We start from the raw sequence: 19770 nt of genomic DNA on the forward strand, positions 1-19770 counted from the left end.
GTCCCTATCATGCCTGGGGCTATGATCTGGAAGGGTCGCTCAAGTCGGTTCCCAGTCAGCATGACTTCGCCTGCCTGAACAAGGCCGACAATGGTCTGATCGAAGTCAGGTGCGATAGCTATAAGGGCTTCATATTCATCAACTTCGATGCCGATGCCGAGCCGTTGCTGGACTTTCTGGGTGAATTCGTGGCGCTGACCGAAGGCTATCCGCTCGACCGGATGGTAGTCAAAGATCATTTCACCATCGAGATGTCGTGCAACTGGAAGATCGCCTATCACAATTTTCTCGAAATCTATCACGTCAACACGGTCCATCCCAAGACGCTGGCGCCCCATCTGGATTCACGCAGTTTCGTGATCGCTCTGTATGAGGGCGGCCACATGCGGTTCGGGACGCGCAAGAAGGGGGGGGAGTCGCTGTTCGCGGTCCCGCCGGTACGGCCGGACGACATTGCGCAGGTTTTCCTCGACAACACCATCGCCCTGCCGACATTCCCCAACACCTTCTTCTCGCTCGATCCGGTGGGGTTCAACCTGCAATGTTTCTGGCCTGCGGGCCCGGATCGGTCGATCATGGAAGTGCGCCAGATGGGTTGGGAATCCGACACGCAGGCGGACCGCGACTATTGGCAGGGCATGCGCAAGGCGACCGAGCATATTCTGTCGGAGGATATGTGCCTGTTCGGGAATATCCAGCAGTCGCTCAGAAATGGCGCGATTCCCTCGATCTGGGCCGGCTATCAGGAGCGCGCACTCTATTGGTTCGAGGAAGAGATCGACCGCCGCATAGGGGCAGAGCACGTCCCGGCCGATCTTCGGGTGGAACCGCGCATCGCATCCTTCATGGCACCCCGAAGCGTATGATTCGGGAACGCTGACCCCAAAAGCGGCGACTTCAGTATTTTCTTTGCATAGCGTCGCCACGCCGAACACTCATCGGGATAACAGGGTCCGCCCCAGGATCCGATCTGCGGGAGAGCGGTATGAAGAACCACAGCGTCGTTGGCAGTGACGAGGCGATAGAAATCGTGTGGCCGCTTGGTCAGCGCGAGCGCGTGACAACCGTCTTCGCGGATCGTCTGGACGATCTTTCAGGCAAGACCGTCGCCGAAATCTGGTCCTGGATGTGGGGAGGCGACGTCGCATTTGCGGTCATTCGCGAAGAACTGAAACGTCGATATCCCGACATCACGATCATTCCCTATACCGAGTTCGGCAACATTCATGGGCCCGATGAAAACGCCGTGGTCGCCGGTCTGGGCGATGAGCTCAAGCGCAGGGGCGTGGATGCGGCGATATTGGGCATCGCCAATTGCGGCAGTTGCACGCCTGCGGTCCTGCGCGCCCATGTCGCGGTCGAGCGCGCGGGCATCCCGGCCGTGTCGATCGTCGGCGCGCCGTTCATCGATCAGGCAACCGCCGTCGCCGAATATCTGAATGTCGCGGGCGCGGCCATGGCGGTCTATCCCGGCAATATCGAAGCGGACAGCAAGGTTTTGTTCCGCCGGAAGGTGACGGATAATCTGCCCGATCCGATCGTTGCCGGGTTGAAGACCGGCAGCATCTCGACAGCGGAGGCGGTTCAGGACCCTGCCCCGCGGGAGATCGTGTTCCGAGGGTCGCTGGACGCCGTGCAGGATCATGTCGAACGCATGGGCTGGGGCGATGGTCTGCCCGTCGTTCCACCCACGCTTGAACGGGTGGAGGCCTTCCTGTCCTTCACGCCCCGCGCACCCGACGAAGTGCTGGGCCGATTGCTTCCGGCAGGGCACCAGGCGACGATCTGGAACGTGGCCGTCAATGGCGTGATGGCGGGGTGTCGGCCGGAATATATGCCGATCCTGGCGGCGGCGGCGGAGATCATCTGCGATCCTGCCTTTCGGCTGGAGGACCAGGGCGCGTCGCCCGCGTGGGAGATGCTGTTGACAGTGTCCGGACCCATCGCGCGCGAACTGGATTTCAATGCCCAGCATGGCGTGTGCGCCAGCGGTCGGCGCGCGAACACGTCCATAGGGCGCTTCCTCCGCCTTTATTCCCGCAATATCGCCGGCCATCGCATTCCGCCGGGCGTGACGGACTATGCCGCGGTCGGCAATAATTTCTGCGTTGCGATCGCGGAAGATGAGGCCAGGCTGCGCGATCTGGGCTGGGCGACCGACGGGGAAGAGCAGGGGCTCGCTCCGGACGAAAGCGGCGTGACGGTGCAGGGGATCGTCGCGGCCAGTCCCACCTTTTTCTACTTCGGGGGCGACGATGGCGATCCCACCGTCTCGCTCGCGCCGCTCCGCGACGTGTTCGGCACCGCCATATGCGGCTATTGGGGGTTCACCGGCGCGACCTACGGTCACTGGCATCCGCTCGTCCTGCTCAATCCCGACATGGCGGCGTCGATAGCCGCGCACGGCTGGACCAAGGATGACGTCCGCCGATTCCTGTACGAAGGCTGCCGGATTTCGGCTGCGGAACTCGAACGTCGGGGCGGGGTGATGAACCTCGATCTTGCAGATCAGGTCCGTCGCGGCGTCCTGCCGCCGGTCTATCATGAATCGGACGATCCTGAACGGATGGTCCCGCTATTCGTGCGGCCCGAATGGATCAGGGTGGTCGTCGCCGGCGCGCCGACCACCTGTTTCCGCGGCTATATGAACAATCACGAACAGGGCGTCCCGGCAACCCGGAAGGTTCAGCTTCCGGCCGACTGGGCTGCCCGTATCGCGCAGAGAGGATGATAATGACTGAGGCCCTGACAACATTCCGGTCGACCCTCGTCGCACGACCGACGGATCCTCTGGATGCCAAGGTTTTCGACTGGTTGGCCGACAATATGGGCGATGTGATCGCATTCGAACGACAGCCGCGCTGGCGACCGGGATGGAACGCCGTGGTCGCGCGGGACGGTCACGAGCAGCGGCTGTATGTGCGCGGTCCAAGGGGGGACAGCTATGTCTCGCCCATCGACATGCATCAGGAGGCGCGGATCCATCAGGTGTTCGAGGCGAACGGCATACCGGCGCCGCGCGTGTTCGGCATGATCCCCGATCCGCTTTGCATCGTGATGGAGGAACTGCCCGGTCGGATCGATACCGCCACAATCGAAGATCCCGCGCTGAGACAGGCCGTGCGCGAGTCCTTCATCGATATCGTCGCCCGTATCCACGCGCTGCCGATCGAGCGTTTCGAGAGCGTCGGCTTGCCGGTTCCCTCCACCCCGGAGGAAGTGGCGATGAACCTCTATGCGCCATCGCAACGGATTTTCGAGCAGCGGATCGCGGGGCGGCGCTGGCCGCTGATGGAATTCGCCTGGTCATGGCTGAAGCGGAACATTCCCCAGGGCCGCAATCGCTTGTGTTTCGTCAACTTCGACGGGGGCCAGTTCCTGTTCGACGAAAAGGGCCGAATCACCGGCCTGATCGATTTCGAAGTATCGTCCCTGGGCGATCCCGCAGCCGAACTTGCTGGCATGCGCCTGCGCGATTCGACGGAAAAGCTGGGCGATCTGACAGCGTTGATCAGGCGATATGAAAGCCTGTCGGGCGACCGGATCGACCGCAAGCTCATCGAATTTCACACCGCCGGTTTTTGCGCGGTCAATGGTTTCCTCATGTGGCCGCTGATGTTCGATAGCGCGCCGGAACAGGATTATGTCGCCTATCAGCACTATTGCGTCGCCACCAGCCGCTTCATGATACGCGCCATGGCCGACCATGAAGGCTTGGTGCTGGAAGACCCGCCGCTGCCGCAGATCGACCCGTTGGGATTCTCGCAAGCGGCCCGCCATCTCGTCCGCCATCTGGAAGCCATGCCGGGCGGGGATGCAGCGGCGCGTTACGAACGCGACTCCGCTGCGGCGCAGGCAGAACATCTGGGACGGGTTAACGATTATGGCATGAGCGTGCGCGCCGCCAACATGGCCGATATCGCCGCGCTTACCGGCGGTTCGGTACGGGACTGGGACGACGCGCAGGATCAGTTGTCGCATTGGGTCGCCGCACACGCCGGTCAGGGTGACGCGGACGCCAGACTGATTCTGCTGTTCCATCGCTGGTTGAAGCGCCAGTCCTTCCTGCTCAGGGGATGCGGTCAGGCCGCCTATCTGACCGACGTGGACCTTCAGTCCGTTCTGCATGACTGAATGGAAGAAGCATTACGATCATAAATAACAAGTTTTGAAGCGGCGCTTTCAAAATCGTTCAAGCGCCTTGCGGTAAAAGCAAATATCATTGCGGCAGGGAAATGGCATGGGTCGACCCATGCCGCCCAACGATAAGAGGGAGAGGGCAAATGCGGTTTTCGGCCAATCGATTTTTCTGGATGTGTTCCACGGCTTTGTTGGCCGGAACGTCTTCTGCTGCCCTTGCGCAGGGCGCGCCGCCTTCAAGCGGGGATGCGCCCGCCGCGCAATCGCAGCGATCAGGCTCTCCTCAGCTGGAAGATATCGTGGTGACGGCTCGTCGCACGAGCGAGGCCTTGCAGACCACACCCGTTGCTGTGACTGCGCTCAGCAACGAGGCGCTACAGCAGCGTCAGGTGCTTCAGGCCACCGATCTTCAGCGCGCCGCGCCTGCGGTTAGCATCGGCACCGGCGGCACCGGACCGGCGTCCATCCTTTATATTTCGATCCGCGGGCAAGCCCAGAACAGCCCCAACAGCTTCTCCGACAATGCTGTCGGCATCTACATCGACGGCATCTATCTGGGCCGCGCGATCGGCGGCAATGTCGGTTTCCTCGATCTTTCCAGCGCAGAAGTGCTGCGCGGTCCTCAGGGCACGCTGTTCGGCCGCAACACAACGGGTGGCGCACTCAATATCACGACCAACGCCCCGACGCAGAATTTCGAGGGCTATATCAGGGTGGGGGCCGGAAATTACGACGCCAATCTGTTCGAAGGGGTCCTCAACGTTCCTTTGACGCCCGAACTGGCGGTGCGCTTTGCGGGTCGCTATGAAGATCATAAGGGATATTTCCCGGCACCCTTCCTCGGCACCAATCTCGGCAGCCTCGACAGCAGCTATCTGGCGCGCGGTTCCATCAAATGGGAACCCAATTCATTGCCGCTGACGTGGACCGTCAGCGGCGACTATACTCGGCAACGGGGCAGTGGCCCGCCGTTCGTCGCGGCGGCGCTCAATCCGGCAAGCCCCTTGTCTTATTATTATGGTCTGGCGCAACGGCAACAGGCTAACCCGGGGATCATCGGGCAGGAGTCCGATGCCATTCTGACCGGTGCGCTGGGCTTCGCTGTCCCGACAGCCGACGTCAGGAAGTTCATTCCCGCAGGCCTGACGGGCCCCATCACTCAGTTCGGCAACGCGGCCTTCCCCAATTCCGGCGGGCTAAGATCGAACAATCCGCTGACGACATATCAATATAATAATTTCGGGCGCGCCGAGCTGGATATGCTGGGCCGACTGGGCGATGGCACGACCGGCTGGTCGACGACGAGCAATCTTGCGGTCGATCTTGGAGACCTGACCGTCAAATCGATCACCGGCTATCGCCAGTCGCGCTCCTTCAATGTCTTCAACATCTCGGCGCTGCCGACCGCCGCAGGTGCGGGATACAGCATCTATCGCAATCGCCAGTTCAGCCAGGAGCTTCAACTGAGCGGCGACTTCGGTGCCCTGTCCTTCATCACGGGGCTTTATTACTTTCGGGAACATGGGACGGAATCGACGCTTGCCGATACGTTCGAATACACGCCGATCGGCACGCGAATTTTCAACAACGCCAATTATGTCCAGCAATCGAAAGGCATGTTCTTCCAGGCAAACTATAATTTCACCGATCGACTGCGCGTAACCGGCGGCATCCGCTATACGTGGGACAAGCGGTTCATCAACCGCCACAACACCGTCAACTGGAACTTGCCTGCGGCGCAACAGACCTGCGTGGTCGGCCCCAACGCAGGCATTCCGAACACGGGCGATGATTGCAACAACCCGGAAACGGTGAAATTCAGCTATCCGGCCTGGACCGCAGGCATCGACTATCGGATCGGCCAGGATACCTTCGTCTATCTCAAGACCAGCGGCGCATCCATGTCGGGCGGTTTCAATTCCCGTCCCGTGCCGCCACCCTATTCGACGTCATTCCAGCCTGAAAATGTGCGCGACGTCGAAGCGGGGTTCAAGGGCGAGTTCCTCAACCGGCGTCTGCGCACGAACCTCGCGGCCTTCTACAGCTGGCAAAGCGATGTGCAACGCATCGTGAACGCCGTCGTCTGCAACGGCACCCCGCCGCAATGCGCCACGACCCAGTTCGTAAACAATGCGGGCAAGGTGCATACCTATGGCGTCGAACTGGAAACCACGCTGCTGCCCTGGCGCGGCATGCGCATCGACGCAAGTGCCGCCTATCTCAACGCGAAATATGTCAGCGGCACCCGGTTCGAAGACCAGTTGGTCAACGGTGCGATCCTCAGCGTGGACAGGTCGGGCGAACCTGTGCCTTATGCACCAAAATGGACGGCCGCCTTTGGCGCGACGCAGGATTTCGACATCGGCGCGGACATGCTGTCGCTGCATGCCGACTATTCCTATATCTCGTCGCGTTATTTCGATTTCTTCACCACCGGCGATCCCGCCCAAGCGCCCTCGGTCGCCATCGCCAACGACGCTTCACGCATTCGCGCCTATGGACTGGTGAATGCGGTCGCGACCTATTCTCTGAAAGAGCAGAAGTTCGACGTCGCCCTTTGGGTCAAGAACCTGACGGACAAGGCCTATTTCACCAATGTCTTCAACAGCTACACTGGCTTGGGCGTCACGGCGCAAAATCCCGGGTCGCCACGGACCTATGGCTTTACTGTGACTTACCGCTGGAACTGACTGACCGCACCTGTCTGCCGACGGCCGAGCCTGTCGGCAGACTGGTTCTTCTCTCCTTCGCCGCATTCAAGACTATTGCGCAAAGGAGAGAAGGATGAGCGATAAGAAAACCCGCTCGCTTCAGCGCGTCGTGGACATGGCGGTGGAAGCCTTTCGGTCCGACAGGCTCAGGGACATGTCGATCAATGTCATCGCAAAGGAAGCGCGATGTTCGACGGCCACGATCTACGAAGTTTTCGGCTCCAAATGGCAATTATATCGCATTGCTGCCAAGGCGTCGATCGAGCGCGGCGATCACCCGCGGATCGAGGAGTCGAACCAACAGGGCTCCATCGAAACGCTGTTCGGCTTCTGCGAAGCACGCATCGTGCATCTTGCAAGTCACGAACGGGGAAGAGGGGAGCATTTGCTAAACAGCCGCGCCGACATTTCCGGTGGCGACATGCGGGACTATGTGCAGCGGCAGCTAAGCTATATCCGTGAGGCTGTCGAAGGGCCGGTAAGACGCGCGATCGATGAAGGGTTGCTTCTTCCGTTCGATGTGGCGGCCCATGTCCACGCGATTATTTCGGGCACTGGCTTCGGCCCCATGGTCACCGGCAATTACCAACTCGATCCGGATTGCAACTGGCAAACGACCCTGCGTCTTACATTCGCGCCTTTGCTGACGGCTGAAGGGCAGGTCGCGCTGGAAGCCTTCGTGGCGCGGCGGTGGGCGGAGGCCGTGGATGCAGCCGATGAGGAAAAAGCGCGACTTCATTAATTGGGTTGTCAACACACCTGTTTCTTCTGCAGCGTCGCGCCACAAGAAGGAGAGGTGGCATGAACGAAGCTTTGCTGGACGCATTGCGCCCACTGGTGAGCGGAGACGGGCTGAACCTCGATATTAGGCGGTTCGATCCTATGTCCGGTACACTCAACCTGCGGCTGTTCGAGGGTGAGAATCCGTGTACGCAGTGTCGCATGTCGGCCGATCTGCTGGCTGAAATCGCCTTGCCTGCGGCACAACGGATCGACCGGCGGGTGCGGCGCGTCACGATAGAGGATGATCGGACGGAGGCTTTGCGGTGAGCGGCGCTGGCCCCGGTCAGTTCCAAGGGCGCGTCGCGCTGATCACCGGCTCTGCGGGCGGGCAGGGGAGGGCGGCCGCGCTTGCCTTTGCGCAAGCCGGTGCGACGGTCGTCGGTTGCGACGTCAACGATGCCGGCAATCGCGAGACCGCATCCATGGTGCGGGCAGTCGGCGGCGCGATGATGGAATGGGGCGCGGTCGATCTGGGCGACCCGGCCCAGGCGGAAGCCTGGGTCGAGCGCGCCGTTTCGGAAGCCGGACGGATCGACATTGTCTACAACAATGGATCGGCGGCTCGCTTCGGCGCGATCGACGAGATGAGCGTGGATGACTGGCGCTTCACCATGCGCAACGAGGCCGATCTGGTATTTCACGTCTGTCATTATACGTGGCGGCATCTGAAACAGCGCGGGGGAGTCATCATTAATACGGCGTCCGTTTCGGGCCATGCAGCTTCTCGCGCAGCGCCGCAATGCGCGCATTCCGCGGCCAAGGCGGCGGTGCTCGGGTTGACGCGCCAGTTGGCCCTGGAGGGCGCGCCGCACGGCATTCGCGCCGTCAGCATCAGTCCCGGCGTGATCGAAACGCCGGGCAATGCGGCCTATCTCGCCGATCCGGTCATGCGCAACCAGATGCTGTCCGACGCGATGCTGCAAAGGCCCGGAAAACCCGAAGAGGTGGCGGCGCTCGCGCTGTTCCTGGCTTCCGATGCAGCGGCGTTCATCACGGGGGCCGACTATCTGATCGACGGTGGGCGGCAGGGACTGTGAAGCGGAACGGTCTGACGGCTTGTCGGTGCACGATATACCATGGGGAGCAGATGCATGATTGAGTTGGCGAGCGAGATACGCTGGCAGGACCGCCGGTTCGAGGTGCCGATGGAGCGCATCCTTCTGACCGAAAAACTGGGCTATGACGCGGTGTTCACCGCAGAAGGCTATGGATCGGACAGCCTGACGCCGCTCGCTTATGTCGCGGCGCATACGCGCCATCTGAAACTCGGCACCCGCATCATGGAGGTAACGGCGCGTTCGCCAGCCATGGCGGCGATGAGTTACCAGACGCTCAATCATCTGTCCGGCGGCAATCGCGTCATTGCCGGGCTGGGCAGCGCCTCGCACATGGCGTGCGAAGGTTTCCAGGGGCGTCCATGGGGCAATCCGGTCAGGCGTATGCGCGATTTCGTGACCCTGTTGCGCCAGGGGCTGGAAGGCGCGGCGCTGGATCATCAGGGCGATGAATGGTCGGCCCCCTATCGCGGGCCGGGCGCGGTCGGCATCGAACCGATGACCATCGGTCTTGACGTGCTGGCGCCGACGCCCATCGTCGTTGCTGCGTCGGGCCCCCAGATGATCAGCGTAGCCGCTGAAATCGGCGATGGCTGGATGCCGCCTGGCTGGGCACCTGGTATCATGCCCGTCTTCGCGCCGCTGCTGGAGAAAGGTTTTGCGAAGGCCGGTGGGGGCAAAAGCCTGGATGGCTTTGCCATATGGGGGCATGTCGACATGCTGGTGGACGAGGATGTCAGCAAGGCGATGCGACCGTTCAAGGAATATGTTGTGACATGGGCCGCGTTGCAGCGCCCGTTCATGGAAGCGCGCGGTTACAAGGATTTGGCGGATCGGCTGGCTGAATTGACTGCCGCGGGTGGCGGTGAAGAGGCGGAGGCCCGTGTACAGGCTGGAGGCAACCTGTTGGAGGGCCGCTTGTGGGAAGAAGCGGTCGCCGCCGTGCCCGACGAATATATCGACGATGGTTGGCTTGTCGGGCCGGTGGACCGCATCGGCGAACGATCCAAGGCCTGGTTCGACTGCGGCTTGACCGGGTTGGTCCTGCGCTACGGTCCACAACTCAACCATGACTGTCAGGCAGAGAATCTGGATGCCTTTGCGGCCGTCGCCCGCGCTGCCGGGAAGGCGCCACGCAACCGCTGAAGCCCGATAGATTTTCTGAAGCCTGCCCGTCGATAGGTCTGCCCGCTAACATCAGGGTGGAAAGCCCCATATCGTCTGAAGGCGGCGTGGGCCAGCGGGGAAAGATATCGCTTTTTCCCGCCTGAGCCCTGCGCCACGGTGGCCCAGTGATGGCCATAGCGTTGAGGGAGAGTAGGATCATGGTGAAAGTCGGCACAAGCGAGCGTCCGGATTGGCCCCTGGCGGTCGTCGTCGGAGCAGGTGGGATGGGCATGGCCGTCGCCCGTCGCCTGGGACAAAGTCATCGGATCCTGCTGGCGGATAGGAACCTGGATCATGCGACCGGCATGGCCGAAGCGATGCGAAACGACGGTTACGATGCGCAGGCCGTCGCCTGCGATGTGACAGACCAGGCACAGGTGGACGCGTTGGCGGCGGCGGCCAGGCAGGCGGGCAATATCCGCACGCTGGCCAATGTCGTTGGCCTGTCCCCCAGCATGGGCGATTTTCGCACCGTGATCGCCGTCAACATCGTGGGGGCGACGCGTATTGCCCAAGCCTTCCTGCCGATCATGGAGAGCGGCGGGTGCGCGATCTACATCTCATCGATGGCTGGCCATATGAAGCCGCTGTCGCCAGAGGTTCAGGCGTTGCTCGATGCGCCGCTTGAGGAAGGGATGATCGACCGGCTGGAACAGCTGGTGGGGGCGGAAGAGACGAATTCGTCGAATGCCTATCTCCTCTCGAAGGCATCGCTCAATCGCATGTGCAAGCGCCGGGCCAAGGAGTGGGGTCGGCGCGGCGTGCGGATCGTATCGCTGTCGCCCGGATTGATCGCAACGCCCATGGGCGCGCTGGAATTCGAAAAGCAGCCCATGAAATACAATCTGTTGGCAGCGACCCCGATCGAACGGGAAGGCACCATGCTGGAAATCGCGAATGTCGTGGAGTTCCTGGCGTCCGACAAGGCATCCTTCATTTCGGGCACCGACATTCTGGTCGATGGCGGCCTGACAGGGACTTTGCAACATGGCGACAAGGCGTGAACCCAGCCGCAGGGGCTGAGCAGGTGGCGGATCCTTCAGGTCTGCTGCCCAGTCGCAATCGCCGTTTGGTCGTTCTCGCGCTCACGACGCTCGTCTATTTCTTCTATCTGCTCGATCGCAATGCGATCATCGTCACGCAGGAATTGTTCAAGGCCGAATTCGGGCTGACCGACACGCAGGTCGGACTCGCTACGGGAATTCTCTACGGCGTTGCCTATGCCGTCGTAGGCATCCCGATCGGCTGGATGATCCAGCGGACGCACCGGGTCAGGCTGCTGGCGTCGCTGGTGGCAATCTGGAGCGGCGTGACTGTGTTGTGCGGCATGGCAACGCAGTTCTGGCATCTGGCCGCCGCGCGCGTTCTGGTCGGCGCGGCAGAATCGGGCGGGGCCCCGGTGTCGCTTTCGATCCTGCATCCCCTGTTCGGCAAGGAAAAGCGGGCCACCGTTTCCAGCCTGTTTTTCGCGGGCGCCGGATTGGGCGTGATCGTCAGTTTCATGGCCGGTGGCTACATTGCCACGCAATATGGCTGGCGATCGGTCTTTTTCATTTACGGCGCGCCGGGTCTTGTGCTGGCGCTGGCGATATTGCTGATCATTCCCGAACCGCCGCGTGCGACCGTACCGCAACATGAAGGCGGCGGGATGATGCGCGATGTCTTGGCCGTTTTGAAGGACAGGCGCCTGCGCCCCGTCTATGCCGGCTCCATCCTATTTTCTTCCGTGAATGCGGGGATAGGCGCATGGCTCGTGTCTTTCCTGATGCGGGTGCATGAATTGACCTTGCCGCAGGCGGGTGCCGCCGTGGCGCTGGGACTGGGCGTATTCGGAACGGCTGGCAGTCTTACGCTGGGGGTCATCGCCGACAAGGCAGAAGCGCGTCGGCCAGGCGGATTGCTTCTTGTGATCGCGCTTTGCGCAGTGGCCAACGGGCTGGCGGCCATCGCCGCAGTGACGGCGGGAACGACGCTCGCCGCGATGATTGCGCTCAGCGTCTGGGGCATCACGGCGATCGCTTATTCCGGTCCCAGCAACGCCGCGATCGGGGAAATGGCACCACCGCATCTGACGGGCGTTGCCTTCAGCCTGTTCGCCGTGTTGTGCAATCTGATCGGATCGGGACTGGGGCCGCTGCTGGTAGGCCGGATATCCGACATCTACCTTCCGACCATGGGTTCCGATAGCCTGAGGCCTGCAATGGCCACTCTTGCAGGATTGCAGGTCTTCGCGGCAGCGGCCTATCTCGTTGCGATGGGCCGCTGGCGTCGATCGGTTATCGAAAAAAGCATCTAGAAGGAATAATCATGGCAAAAGAGCTGGACGGTAAAGCCACGCTGATCACGGGCGCGGCAGCGGGAATCGGCAAGGCCGCAGCACAGCTTTTCGCGCAGGAAGGCGCGCGGCTGATGCTGTCGGACGTGAATGGCGATGGCGTCCAGGCGGTCGCCGCCGATTTGCGCAGCCAGGGGTTCGAAGCGCAGGCGATGGCGACGGACGTAACACGGGAGGAGGATATCGCCGCCTTGGTCGCCGCTACGGTCAAGACCTATGGCAGGCTGGATTGCGCCTTCAACAACGCAGGCATCGGCCATACGCCGCTATCCCTGCTCGATGTCGATGCCGCCATGTTCAACCGCTATCTTGCCGTCAACCTGACGGGCGTGCTGTGGTGTATGCAGCATGAAATCCGCCAGATGCTGCAGCAGGGCGGTGGCACGATCGTCAACACGGCGTCTCTGGCCGGTCTTGCCGCCACGCCCAGGATGATCCCCTACACCGCCTCCAAATTCGGCCTGATCGGTATTACCAAAAGCGCGGCGAGCGAATTCGCGGCGAAATCCATCCGCGTCAATGCGGTCTGCCCGACCTCGACCGATACCGAAGGGATGCGGGATTTCATCGCGGATCAGGGTATCGCGCCCGACCGAATGTTCGGGCCGATGGGCCGGATGGGCACGCCACTCGAAATAGCGGAGGCGGCGTTGTGGCTGCTGTCCGACAGGGCGTCCTTCATAACCGGGCAGGCGCTGGTCGCGAGCGGCGGTTCATCGGGACAAACCGCCTGACCCGACCCTGACGGGGTTAGGGTGGTCGCAACGCGAACCGGAAGTCTTTTTGTTTCGAAGCTGCATTGTCAATGCCGTGATCGAGAATGACATAATGGGAGAATGATCCATGAATGATGTGCTCAAGACGGGATATGAAGTTGTCAACGACATGCTGGGCCCGGAAGCCGTAGCGGGCATGAAGGCTGCTGCAGTCAGCGAAGAGTTCGGTGGAGAGATTGGCGAACTGGCGGTGCAATATGCCTTTGGCACTTTGTGGTCGCGGGAAGGACTGGGGCGTAAGGAACGCAGCTTGGTCACGCTGGGAATATTGATTGCCTTGCGGGCCACTGAGGAGCTTCATTATCACTTCCCCATCGCGCTGAAAAATGGCGTGACGCGCAAGGAATTGGAAGAAGTCATCTACCACGCCAGCGGCTATGCGGGCTTTCCCGCGGCAGCCAGCGCCCGTCAGATTGCAAAGCAAATCCTGGACAAGGCGGGCTGAAAAGCGACCTGTTTCCACGCAACGACCTGGCCGGACGACTTCGATCCGATTTTGTTGGGCGCCTGCGCTTTCATAGGCATGGCGTGGTTGTCGCGTGTATCGCTTTGATGGCTGATCGGGCGAGCGGGATAGCGGGGGATATTCCCGCTCTTCCCGCTACGCCCGGGCCGGAGCGCAGCATCCAAGCGGATAGAGGCTGGTTTCCTATCCGCTTAAGCCGACCCGGTTTGTCATTCCCCCAGCAGCTTCCAACTGTTCAGGTCCTCACCCGCTGCGAAAAAGCGTTCGTTCATCGGCAGTCCGTTCTGCCCCCAATGATCCATGTTCGCCACCCATGCCTGGATGCCGTACATGACCCAACGCGGAATCTGTTCGTTCCAGATCGTGTCGACGGCGATGACGTCGGTCGCGCCCTCCCTGATCAGGCAGTCGCGATAGTGGGCGATGAGGTCCCGGTGGTGATGGCGCCGCTCGTCGATCGTCAGCGACCCGACGGTCAAATAGGTAAGGTCGCGCCAGGGACGCCCGCGCCGCCCCAATTGCCAGTCGACCCACATGCGTTCGCCGTTCGGAAGGATGTAGGTATTGCCCTGATGGCAGTCGCCCAGAATGACGCAATAGGGGGCATCGAAAGCCCGTTCGAAGGCCACCAGCCGGTCGAAGGCGCGCCCCACGCGGCGGACATCGTCCAGATAATGGCGCGGTGCGATCGCTCGGAAATTCGGGTCTTTGAGGTTTTCGCCGATCCAGTGCCACATGATGCGCACCTGGTCGTAATCGACGGGCACATGCATGGATGTGGGCAACCAGGGCGCGGCCTCGGGTGCGATCATCGGGCTGTTCCACAGACCGGCATGGAGTTTTGCCAAGTCGGCAAGCGCGCTTGCCACACCGTCTATGCCTGCATGTTGCGTCGAATGACCGAACTTCCCGCCCCGGTCGTTCAGGTCCTCCAGCACGATGACGCCCCTGGCGGACCCGTCATCGTCCCAGTCGGAATAATAGCAGGTGGCCGTATTGGCCGTCAGCTTGTCTGTCAGGAAATGATAGAAGCGCGCCTCCAGCGCGTGAATGTCGACATTGTCGAACATGCCGGACCAGTTCGACTTGATGCACAGGTTGCGCGGCAGCCCGGCGGCCTTTGCCGCGTCGTTCCATTCGACGGCGACGCGCAGCTTGGTCGTATGGCTGTCGAACAGTTGCACCACTTCCATGGATTGGGCGACGGCGCCCGGATATTTATGGGCCATGAGCGTGCCCAGCCATTCCGCGTCAGGCGTGAACCGCCCATGCGGAAGAGGCGTCGTCCGCGCCGGGTAGGGCCGGGGCACGAGATGGCGGTCGACGAAGGAATCGGGTTTGGCTTGGGTGACATTCATCATGGCATTCCTCTCATGAACCCGATCCGGCATTCTTCGACCGTGACGGGTGTGCGGGGTTAGCAGGTCAGTTGCCCGCCATCGACCACCAGCGTCTGTCCGGTGATGTAGGATGCGGCGGGCGAGGCGAGATACAGGACGGCGGCGGCGATGTCGGCTGGCTGGCCGACCCTGCCGACCGGCGGCATGAATTTGGCGATCTGTTCGGGCGGAAAGCTTGGCCCGGTGGAGGACATCTGGCCGGGCGTCTGGGTATTGCCGGGGCAGACTGCATTGACGGTGATCCCCTCCGCAGCCGTCTCTATCGCCACCGACCGTGTCAGGCCCGCGACACCCGCCTTCGACGTGGCGTAGGCGAGCAGGCTGGGCGCCGTCGCATGAAAGGCGCTGTTCGATGCGATGTTGACGATGCGCCCCCTGGTCCCATCGGCCCGCATGATGCGAACCGCCTCTCGGCAGGCAATGAAGGGGCCGCGCAAATTGACATCCATCATGCGATCGAAAAAGGCGCTGCTGGTGTCCTGCAGATAATTGCGATGCTGCAATCCGGCGCAATTCACCAATATGTCGAGCCGCCCCAAATCGGCGCGAGCGGCGTCCAGCCCGGCGATAATCGCCGCTTCGTCAGCCATGTCCATGGGATAGGCCGAAGCGCGCGACCCGGCGGCATTGATCCGGTCTGCTACTGCGCCGACCGCATCCGCCTGAATATCTGTCAGGGCAACGGCCGCGCCCGCATTCGCGAGCATATGGGCGATGCTCTCCCCCATGCCCTGGGCGCCCCCGGTGACGACCGCCACCATTCCCTCCAGCCCGAACAGCGCGGCATAATCCAGCGGCATCACCCTCTCCTTTTTATTGAAACAGATCGGGCCATGACAGGCGCGTCGGCTCACCTGTCGGGCGGTGGGTAAGATCGGGAAGGGCGTCCGCTACCACCGGCAAAAATCAGGAGAGGATTGGATGGTCGGAACACCGGAAGCATCGCTGCGCGCCGAGGAACTGCTGAATGGCTTCCGTCTTTCGGACGAGGTGAGGGAGGGCGCGCGTCCCGGGTTGCTGGCGATGCTGCATGCGCTCGACAGGACGGACGGGCTGACGGCGGACGGACGGGCGCGGGCAGACGCGCTGCTTTCCGACAATCTGCGTCGTCTGGCGGCGGTGGATGCCGACCGTCGGCATTACCCTGAAATAGCCAAAGTGGAGATCGTCCGCCCCGTTTTCATTCTGGGCCTGCCGCGATGCGGGACCAGCCTGTTGCATGCGGTGATCGGCGCCGACCCTGGCGTGCGAACGCCCCTGTCCTGGGAAGTGGCCGATCCGTCGCCGCCGCCCACCGCCGAGGGATTCGCCACCGACCCGCGTGCGAAAGCCTTTGACGATTATGTCGCGGCGGCCTTTACCGGCGAATGGGCGGACATGCTGAAGGCGCACCCGATTGGGGCGTGGATACCGCAGGAAGACGGCATGATCCTGGAGGCGAGCTTCCAGAGCATCAACCCCCTGACGCAATATCGCATGCCGGACTATTATCCCTGGTATCTGTCGCAAGATTCCGCCTTCGCCTATCGCGTGCACCGCATGTTCCTTCAGCATCTGGCGTGGCGGAACCCGCGCGGCCGTTGGGTGTGCAAGGTGCAGGAACATGCCTATCACCTGCCGGCCCTGCTGGCGGAATATCCCGACGCGATGCTGGTCCAGCCGCATCGCGATCCGGTCGCGGTGCAGGCTTCGATCTGCCGCCTGATCGAGGTTTTGCGCAGCCCTGCCTTCGACCGTCAGGACAGGCGTGCGCTGGGACAGGAATTGCTGCATCTGTGGCATGACGGGCAGGAACGGATGATGGCGTTCCGCCGCGCCAATCCCGCCGTTCCGATCCTGGATCTGGCTTATCGCGACCTGGCCGCCGACCCGGTCGATGCCGTCAGGCGGGTCTATGCCTTCGCCGACATTCCCTTCACCGCCGCCACCGAAGCGGGCGCACGAGGATGGCTGGCGGACAACCCGGCGGGCAAACATGGCCAACATGTCTATGCGCTGGAAGATTACGGCCTTTCGGCTGGCGAAGTGCAGGTCGTTTACGCGGATTATATCGCCGCCTATCGGGAGTATCTGTGATGGAGAGGATCATGCTGCCCCAATGGAGCGATCATATCGCGGCGCTGGCGGGGGCGCGCGATGCGTTGGAACCGCTTGCCGACCCACGGGACCCTTTGCTGGAGCAGGGGGCTCTTAAACTTCTGTTTCAGGGGTTGGCGTCGGGCGTCTTTACCGCCTTTGGCGATCCCGATTTCCCCGATTTCGTTCCCGCCATGAACAGCGTGCTGAACGCGGCGATGACCAACCCCGACTTCGTCTATGGCACGGCCATGATCGATGGGGCGGGAACGTACCGGATCAGCGGCGAGCGCGGGGATTCGCTGTTCGTCCTGTTCGACATCGCGGCGGGTGGCCTGGGCGTCATGGAAAAACCGGGGCCGACATGCGGAACGATCGATCTCGACAGTCTGGCGCTCGACGCCGACGGGCGGTTCGAATTGCTTTTGAGTGCCGAGCGGCCGACGGATTGGGCCGGCAACTGGCACCGCCTCGATCCCGCAGCGACCACCATCAACATGCGGGAAGCGCGCTATGACTGGCGCGGGCGCGATGGCCGCTTCGCGATCGATCGGATCGACCGACCGCATGGCGGGCGACCGCGCGACGCAGCAGCGCTGGCGGAACGGCTGGCGGCGCTGGCCCGTTACCCGCAACGCTTTGCAGGCATGTGGGTCGGCGTCGTGCGCGCCATGGCCGCGAAGGGTCTCTGGAACCGGTTCGAGCATGATGATTGGGCGGGGCGCGGCGGCGTGGCGGGCCAGCATTATTATCAGGGCCTGTTCGACATTCCGACGGGCCACATATTATTGCTGGAAACCGAAATCCCTGATCGGGTGCGGTATTGGAATGTGCAATTGGGCGATCTGGTCTGGAACACGGTCGATTGGATGAACCATCAGTCCAGCCTGAATGGCGGGCAGGCGCGGATGGATGCTGACGGCCGTTTCCGGGCGGTGATCGCGCTGGAGGATCCCGGCGTTCCCAACTGGCTGGATCCAGGCGGCAATCGTAAGGGCGCCATCATGCTCCGCTGGACGGAGGGATCGAGCGGGCCCGCGCCGACCTTGCGCGCCGTGCCTTTCGATGCGCTGCGCGATGCCTTGCCCCGCGATACGCCGATGGTCGACGCCATGGAGCGGGAGAAGAGCCTGCGTCAGCGGCGAACCGCGTTCCAGATGCGGCGACGCTGGTAGAACAGCCACGAGAGCGGCGATCTGACTGAATCAGATCGCCGCTCTCAGTCTTTGTTTGCCGCGATTTCTTAACCGTCAAATGATTCTATTTGACTGGAAATCGCTCTGGCGCCGCTGCCAACCGCTTCTTTTCCGGTCAGAAATTAACGCCGAGCGCCGACACGGTGCCAAGGTCCTCGCCCGCGACATAGATGCGCTCGACGATATGCGCGCCTTTCTGGCCCCATTCATCCATGTTTGCGAGCCATGACTGCATAGCATAGGGCGGCCAACGCCGGTAATATTCCCACAGCGTGTCATCGTCCGGCACCCCTTGCGCACCCGTTTCCACGAGGCAGCGGCGATAATGGCGCAGCAATTCGCGGTCGTTGGCGCGCCGTTCCTCGATCGTCAAAGCGCCAAGGATGAAATAGGTGAAGTCGCGGATCGGCCTGCCCCTGCGGACCAGTTGCCAATCGAGCCAGACCCGCTCGCCATTGGGGCGGACATAGCTGTTGCCCTGATGGCTGTCGCCATGGACCAGGCACCATGGGCCCTGTTCCTTCGTCTGCGCGAAATCCACGAGCGCATCGAACACCGTATGCAGCCGGGACAGATCGCTCTTGATCCAGTTCGGCAGGAAGGACTGATATTCAGGCTTTGCATGGTTCTGCTCGGCAAAGCTGTACATCATGTTCAACTGCTGCACATCGACCGGGTTCGCCATGGAGACGGGCAGCCAGTCCGCCGCATGAAGCGTCGGACTGTCCCAGAATGCACCGTGAATCCTGGCAAGGCTGGCAATCGCCCGCGCGGCTTCCTCCACGCCCATATGATCGGTGCTGATGCCGAAATGGCCGCCTTCGATCGACAGGTCTTCCATGACGACCAGCCCCTGGCCGCTATCCTGTCGCGGGTCCCACGCCTCGAAGAAGGACCGGGGCGCGGGAAAGTCGACATGGCGACGGAAATCTTCGTAAAACCGGGCTTCCAGACGGCAGATGCCCTGACTTTCGAATTGCGCCCAATTGGCCTTCAGGCAGACATTGTCCGGAATGCCTGCCGCCTTGCCGACGTCGTTCATGGTCAGCTTGACCTGATATTTCGTCGTATGGCTGTTGCGAAGGAACACTTCCTCCATGGCTTCGATCACGATGCCCGGATAGCGCGCCTGCATGATCTGGGTCAGCCATTGCGGCGTGACATCCTCCAGCCTGGCGGGAATGCCCACCGGGTTCGGCATATTCGACATCAAAAGACCCTTATTTCATCTTCTTGAGTTCGCGCGACGCGCGCTTTGCCGCGATGCGCCCTGCAATGCCGGACACGCCGCCGCCAGGATGTGCGCCCGCTCCGCCGATCAGGAAGCCGGGGAACGGCGGCTTGGGACCGCCGAAGCCGGTTGCCGGACGGTGCACCCCGGACCGCAGCGCGCCGAAGTCGATATGGGTGACGCAGCCGTTGGTGACATTCAGGCGCTTTTCGCGCTCACGCGCGGTTTCCACGAAGCGACCGACCTCGGTGTCGAAGCCATCGTAGAATTCGCCCAAATGATTGAGGATCGAGGACATGGTCTTGTCCTTGAGCGCGGGCGACCAGCCTTCGCGGGCATCGACCGCCATGCCGGGCAGGTAGATATAGGCGAGCGACCCGCCGGGAGGCGCCTGCGTCGGGTCGGAATTGGACAGCGGGATGAGCGATACCGCG

General features: G+C 62.0%; 17 protein-coding genes and 1 pseudogene. 14 read left to right on the forward strand and 4 right to left on the reverse strand.

Going from position 1 to position 19770, the window contains the following annotated elements:
• From DI606_RS15555 to DI606_RS15610, 12 genes are all read left to right on the forward strand, one after another.
• The coding region (locus DI606_RS15555; protein ID WP_293984623.1) for an SRPBCC family protein at positions 1-866 on the forward strand (866 nt) is incomplete at its 5' end.
• 119 nt (positions 867-985) lie between these two features.
• Complete coding sequence (locus tag DI606_RS15560) at positions 986-2731, forward strand: hypothetical protein (protein WP_293984625.1); 1746 nt, start codon at positions 986-988, stop codon at positions 2729-2731.
• Between the two features lie 2 nt (positions 2732-2733).
• Positions 2734-4134 carry a phosphotransferase gene (locus DI606_RS15565; protein ID WP_293984627.1) on the forward strand — a complete coding sequence of 467 codons (1401 nt, stop codon included), beginning with the start codon at positions 2734-2736 and terminating at the stop codon, positions 4132-4134.
• 308 nt (positions 4135-4442) lie between these two features.
• On the forward strand, positions 4443-6830 hold the full coding sequence (locus tag DI606_RS15570; protein ID WP_293984629.1) for a TonB-dependent receptor: 2388 nt from the start codon (positions 4443-4445) through the stop codon (positions 6828-6830).
• Positions 6831-6924: 94 nt separating this feature from the next.
• Positions 6925-7593: a TetR/AcrR family transcriptional regulator gene (locus DI606_RS15575; RefSeq protein WP_293984630.1), complete on the forward strand. Its 669-nt coding sequence runs from the start codon at positions 6925-6927 to the stop codon at positions 7591-7593.
• Positions 7594-7652: 59 nt separating this feature from the next.
• Positions 7653-7901 (forward strand): hypothetical protein, encoded by a 249-nt coding sequence (locus tag DI606_RS15580; RefSeq protein WP_293984632.1) that lies wholly within the window; start codon positions 7653-7655, stop codon positions 7899-7901.
• Positions 7898-8671: an SDR family NAD(P)-dependent oxidoreductase gene (locus DI606_RS15585; protein ID WP_293984634.1), complete on the forward strand. Its 774-nt coding sequence runs from the start codon at positions 7898-7900 to the stop codon at positions 8669-8671. Before DI606_RS15580 ends, DI606_RS15585 begins: the two co-directional genes overlap by 4 nt.
• Before the next feature lie 54 nt (positions 8672-8725).
• Positions 8726-9835, forward strand: coding sequence for an LLM class flavin-dependent oxidoreductase (locus DI606_RS15590; RefSeq protein WP_293984635.1), 1110 nt, complete (start codon positions 8726-8728; stop codon positions 9833-9835).
• 179 nt (positions 9836-10014) lie between these two features.
• Complete coding sequence (locus tag DI606_RS15595) at positions 10015-10860, forward strand: SDR family oxidoreductase (protein WP_293984637.1); 846 nt, start codon at positions 10015-10017, stop codon at positions 10858-10860.
• 23 nt (positions 10861-10883) lie between these two features.
• Positions 10884-12152: an MFS transporter gene (locus DI606_RS15600; RefSeq protein ID WP_293984639.1), complete on the forward strand. Its 1269-nt coding sequence runs from the start codon at positions 10884-10886 to the stop codon at positions 12150-12152.
• Positions 12153-12163: 11 nt separating this feature from the next.
• Positions 12164-12925 (forward strand): glucose 1-dehydrogenase, encoded by a 762-nt coding sequence (locus DI606_RS15605; protein WP_293984641.1) that lies wholly within the window; start codon positions 12164-12166, stop codon positions 12923-12925.
• A 109-nt stretch (positions 12926-13034) separates the two neighbouring features.
• Positions 13035-13412: a carboxymuconolactone decarboxylase family protein gene (locus DI606_RS15610; protein WP_293984643.1), complete on the forward strand. Its 378-nt coding sequence runs from the start codon at positions 13035-13037 to the stop codon at positions 13410-13412.
• A 230-nt stretch (positions 13413-13642) separates the two neighbouring features.
• Here the strand turns inward: DI606_RS15610 and DI606_RS15615 are convergent, their stop codons facing one another.
• The gene (locus DI606_RS15615) at positions 13643-14794 is read right to left on the reverse strand and encodes a DUF1679 domain-containing protein (protein WP_293984644.1); all 1152 of its coding nucleotides are present in this window, start codon (positions 14792-14794) and stop codon (positions 13643-13645) included.
• A gap of 56 nt (positions 14795-14850) precedes the next feature.
• The gene (locus tag DI606_RS15620) at positions 14851-15633 is read right to left on the reverse strand and encodes an SDR family NAD(P)-dependent oxidoreductase (RefSeq protein ID WP_293984645.1); all 783 of its coding nucleotides are present in this window, start codon (positions 15631-15633) and stop codon (positions 14851-14853) included.
• A 121-nt stretch (positions 15634-15754) separates the two neighbouring features.
• Here DI606_RS15620 and DI606_RS15625 point away from each other — a divergent pair, with 121 nt between their 5' ends.
• Positions 15755-16909 (forward strand): sulfotransferase, encoded by a 1155-nt coding sequence (locus tag DI606_RS15625; RefSeq protein WP_293984646.1) that lies wholly within the window; start codon positions 15755-15757, stop codon positions 16907-16909.
• An 11-nt stretch (positions 16910-16920) separates the two neighbouring features.
• A complete protein-coding gene (locus tag DI606_RS15630; protein ID WP_293984647.1) occupies positions 16921-18084 on the forward strand; it encodes a hypothetical protein in 1164 nt (387 codons plus the stop codon).
• Positions 18085-18220: 136 nt separating this feature from the next.
• Here the strand turns inward: DI606_RS15630 and DI606_RS15635 are convergent, their stop codons facing one another.
• Together DI606_RS15635 and DI606_RS15640 are read right to left on the reverse strand one after the other, a co-directional pair.
• Positions 18221-19315: a phosphotransferase gene (locus tag DI606_RS15635; protein ID WP_293984649.1), complete on the reverse strand. Its 1095-nt coding sequence runs from the start codon at positions 19313-19315 to the stop codon at positions 18221-18223.
• A 10-nt stretch (positions 19316-19325) separates the two neighbouring features.
• Positions 19326-19770 (reverse strand): annotated as a pseudogene (locus DI606_RS15640) (beta-carotene ketolase); the annotation flags it as partial.

The sequence above is a fragment of the Sphingobium sp. genome, assembly GCF_003248505.1.
Classification (GTDB): Bacteria; Pseudomonadota; Alphaproteobacteria; order Sphingomonadales; family Sphingomonadaceae; genus Sphingobium.

Excerpts from the sequence above, each read along its gene's own strand:
- DI606_RS15560 (WP_293984625.1), top strand. The coding sequence starts at position 986 with ATGAAGAACCACAGCGTCGTTGGCAGTGACGAGGCGATAGAAATCGTG.
- DI606_RS15565 (WP_293984627.1), top strand. The coding sequence starts at position 2,734 with ATGACTGAGGCCCTGACAACATTCCGGTCGACCCTCGTCGCACGACCG.
- DI606_RS15575 (WP_293984630.1), top strand. The coding sequence starts at position 6,925 with ATGAGCGATAAGAAAACCCGCTCGCTTCAGCGCGTCGTGGACATGGCG.
- DI606_RS15580 (WP_293984632.1), top strand. The coding sequence starts at position 7,653 with ATGAACGAAGCTTTGCTGGACGCATTGCGCCCACTGGTGAGCGGAGAC.
- DI606_RS15590 (WP_293984635.1), top strand. The coding sequence starts at position 8,726 with ATGATTGAGTTGGCGAGCGAGATACGCTGGCAGGACCGCCGGTTCGAG.
- DI606_RS15595 (WP_293984637.1), top strand. The coding sequence starts at position 10,015 with ATGGTGAAAGTCGGCACAAGCGAGCGTCCGGATTGGCCCCTGGCGGTC.
- DI606_RS15605 (WP_293984641.1), top strand. The coding sequence starts at position 12,164 with ATGGCAAAAGAGCTGGACGGTAAAGCCACGCTGATCACGGGCGCGGCA.
- DI606_RS15610 (WP_293984643.1), top strand. The coding sequence starts at position 13,035 with ATGAATGATGTGCTCAAGACGGGATATGAAGTTGTCAACGACATGCTG.
- DI606_RS15615 (WP_293984644.1), bottom strand. The coding sequence starts at position 14,794 with ATGATGAATGTCACCCAAGCCAAACCCGATTCCTTCGTCGACCGCCAT.
- DI606_RS15620 (WP_293984645.1), bottom strand. The coding sequence starts at position 15,633 with ATGCCGCTGGATTATGCCGCGCTGTTCGGGCTGGAGGGAATGGTGGCG.
- DI606_RS15625 (WP_293984646.1), top strand. The coding sequence starts at position 15,755 with ATGGTCGGAACACCGGAAGCATCGCTGCGCGCCGAGGAACTGCTGAAT.
- DI606_RS15630 (WP_293984647.1), top strand. The coding sequence starts at position 16,921 with ATGCTGCCCCAATGGAGCGATCATATCGCGGCGCTGGCGGGGGCGCGC.
- DI606_RS15635 (WP_293984649.1), bottom strand. The coding sequence starts at position 19,315 with ATGTCGAATATGCCGAACCCGGTGGGCATTCCCGCCAGGCTGGAGGAT.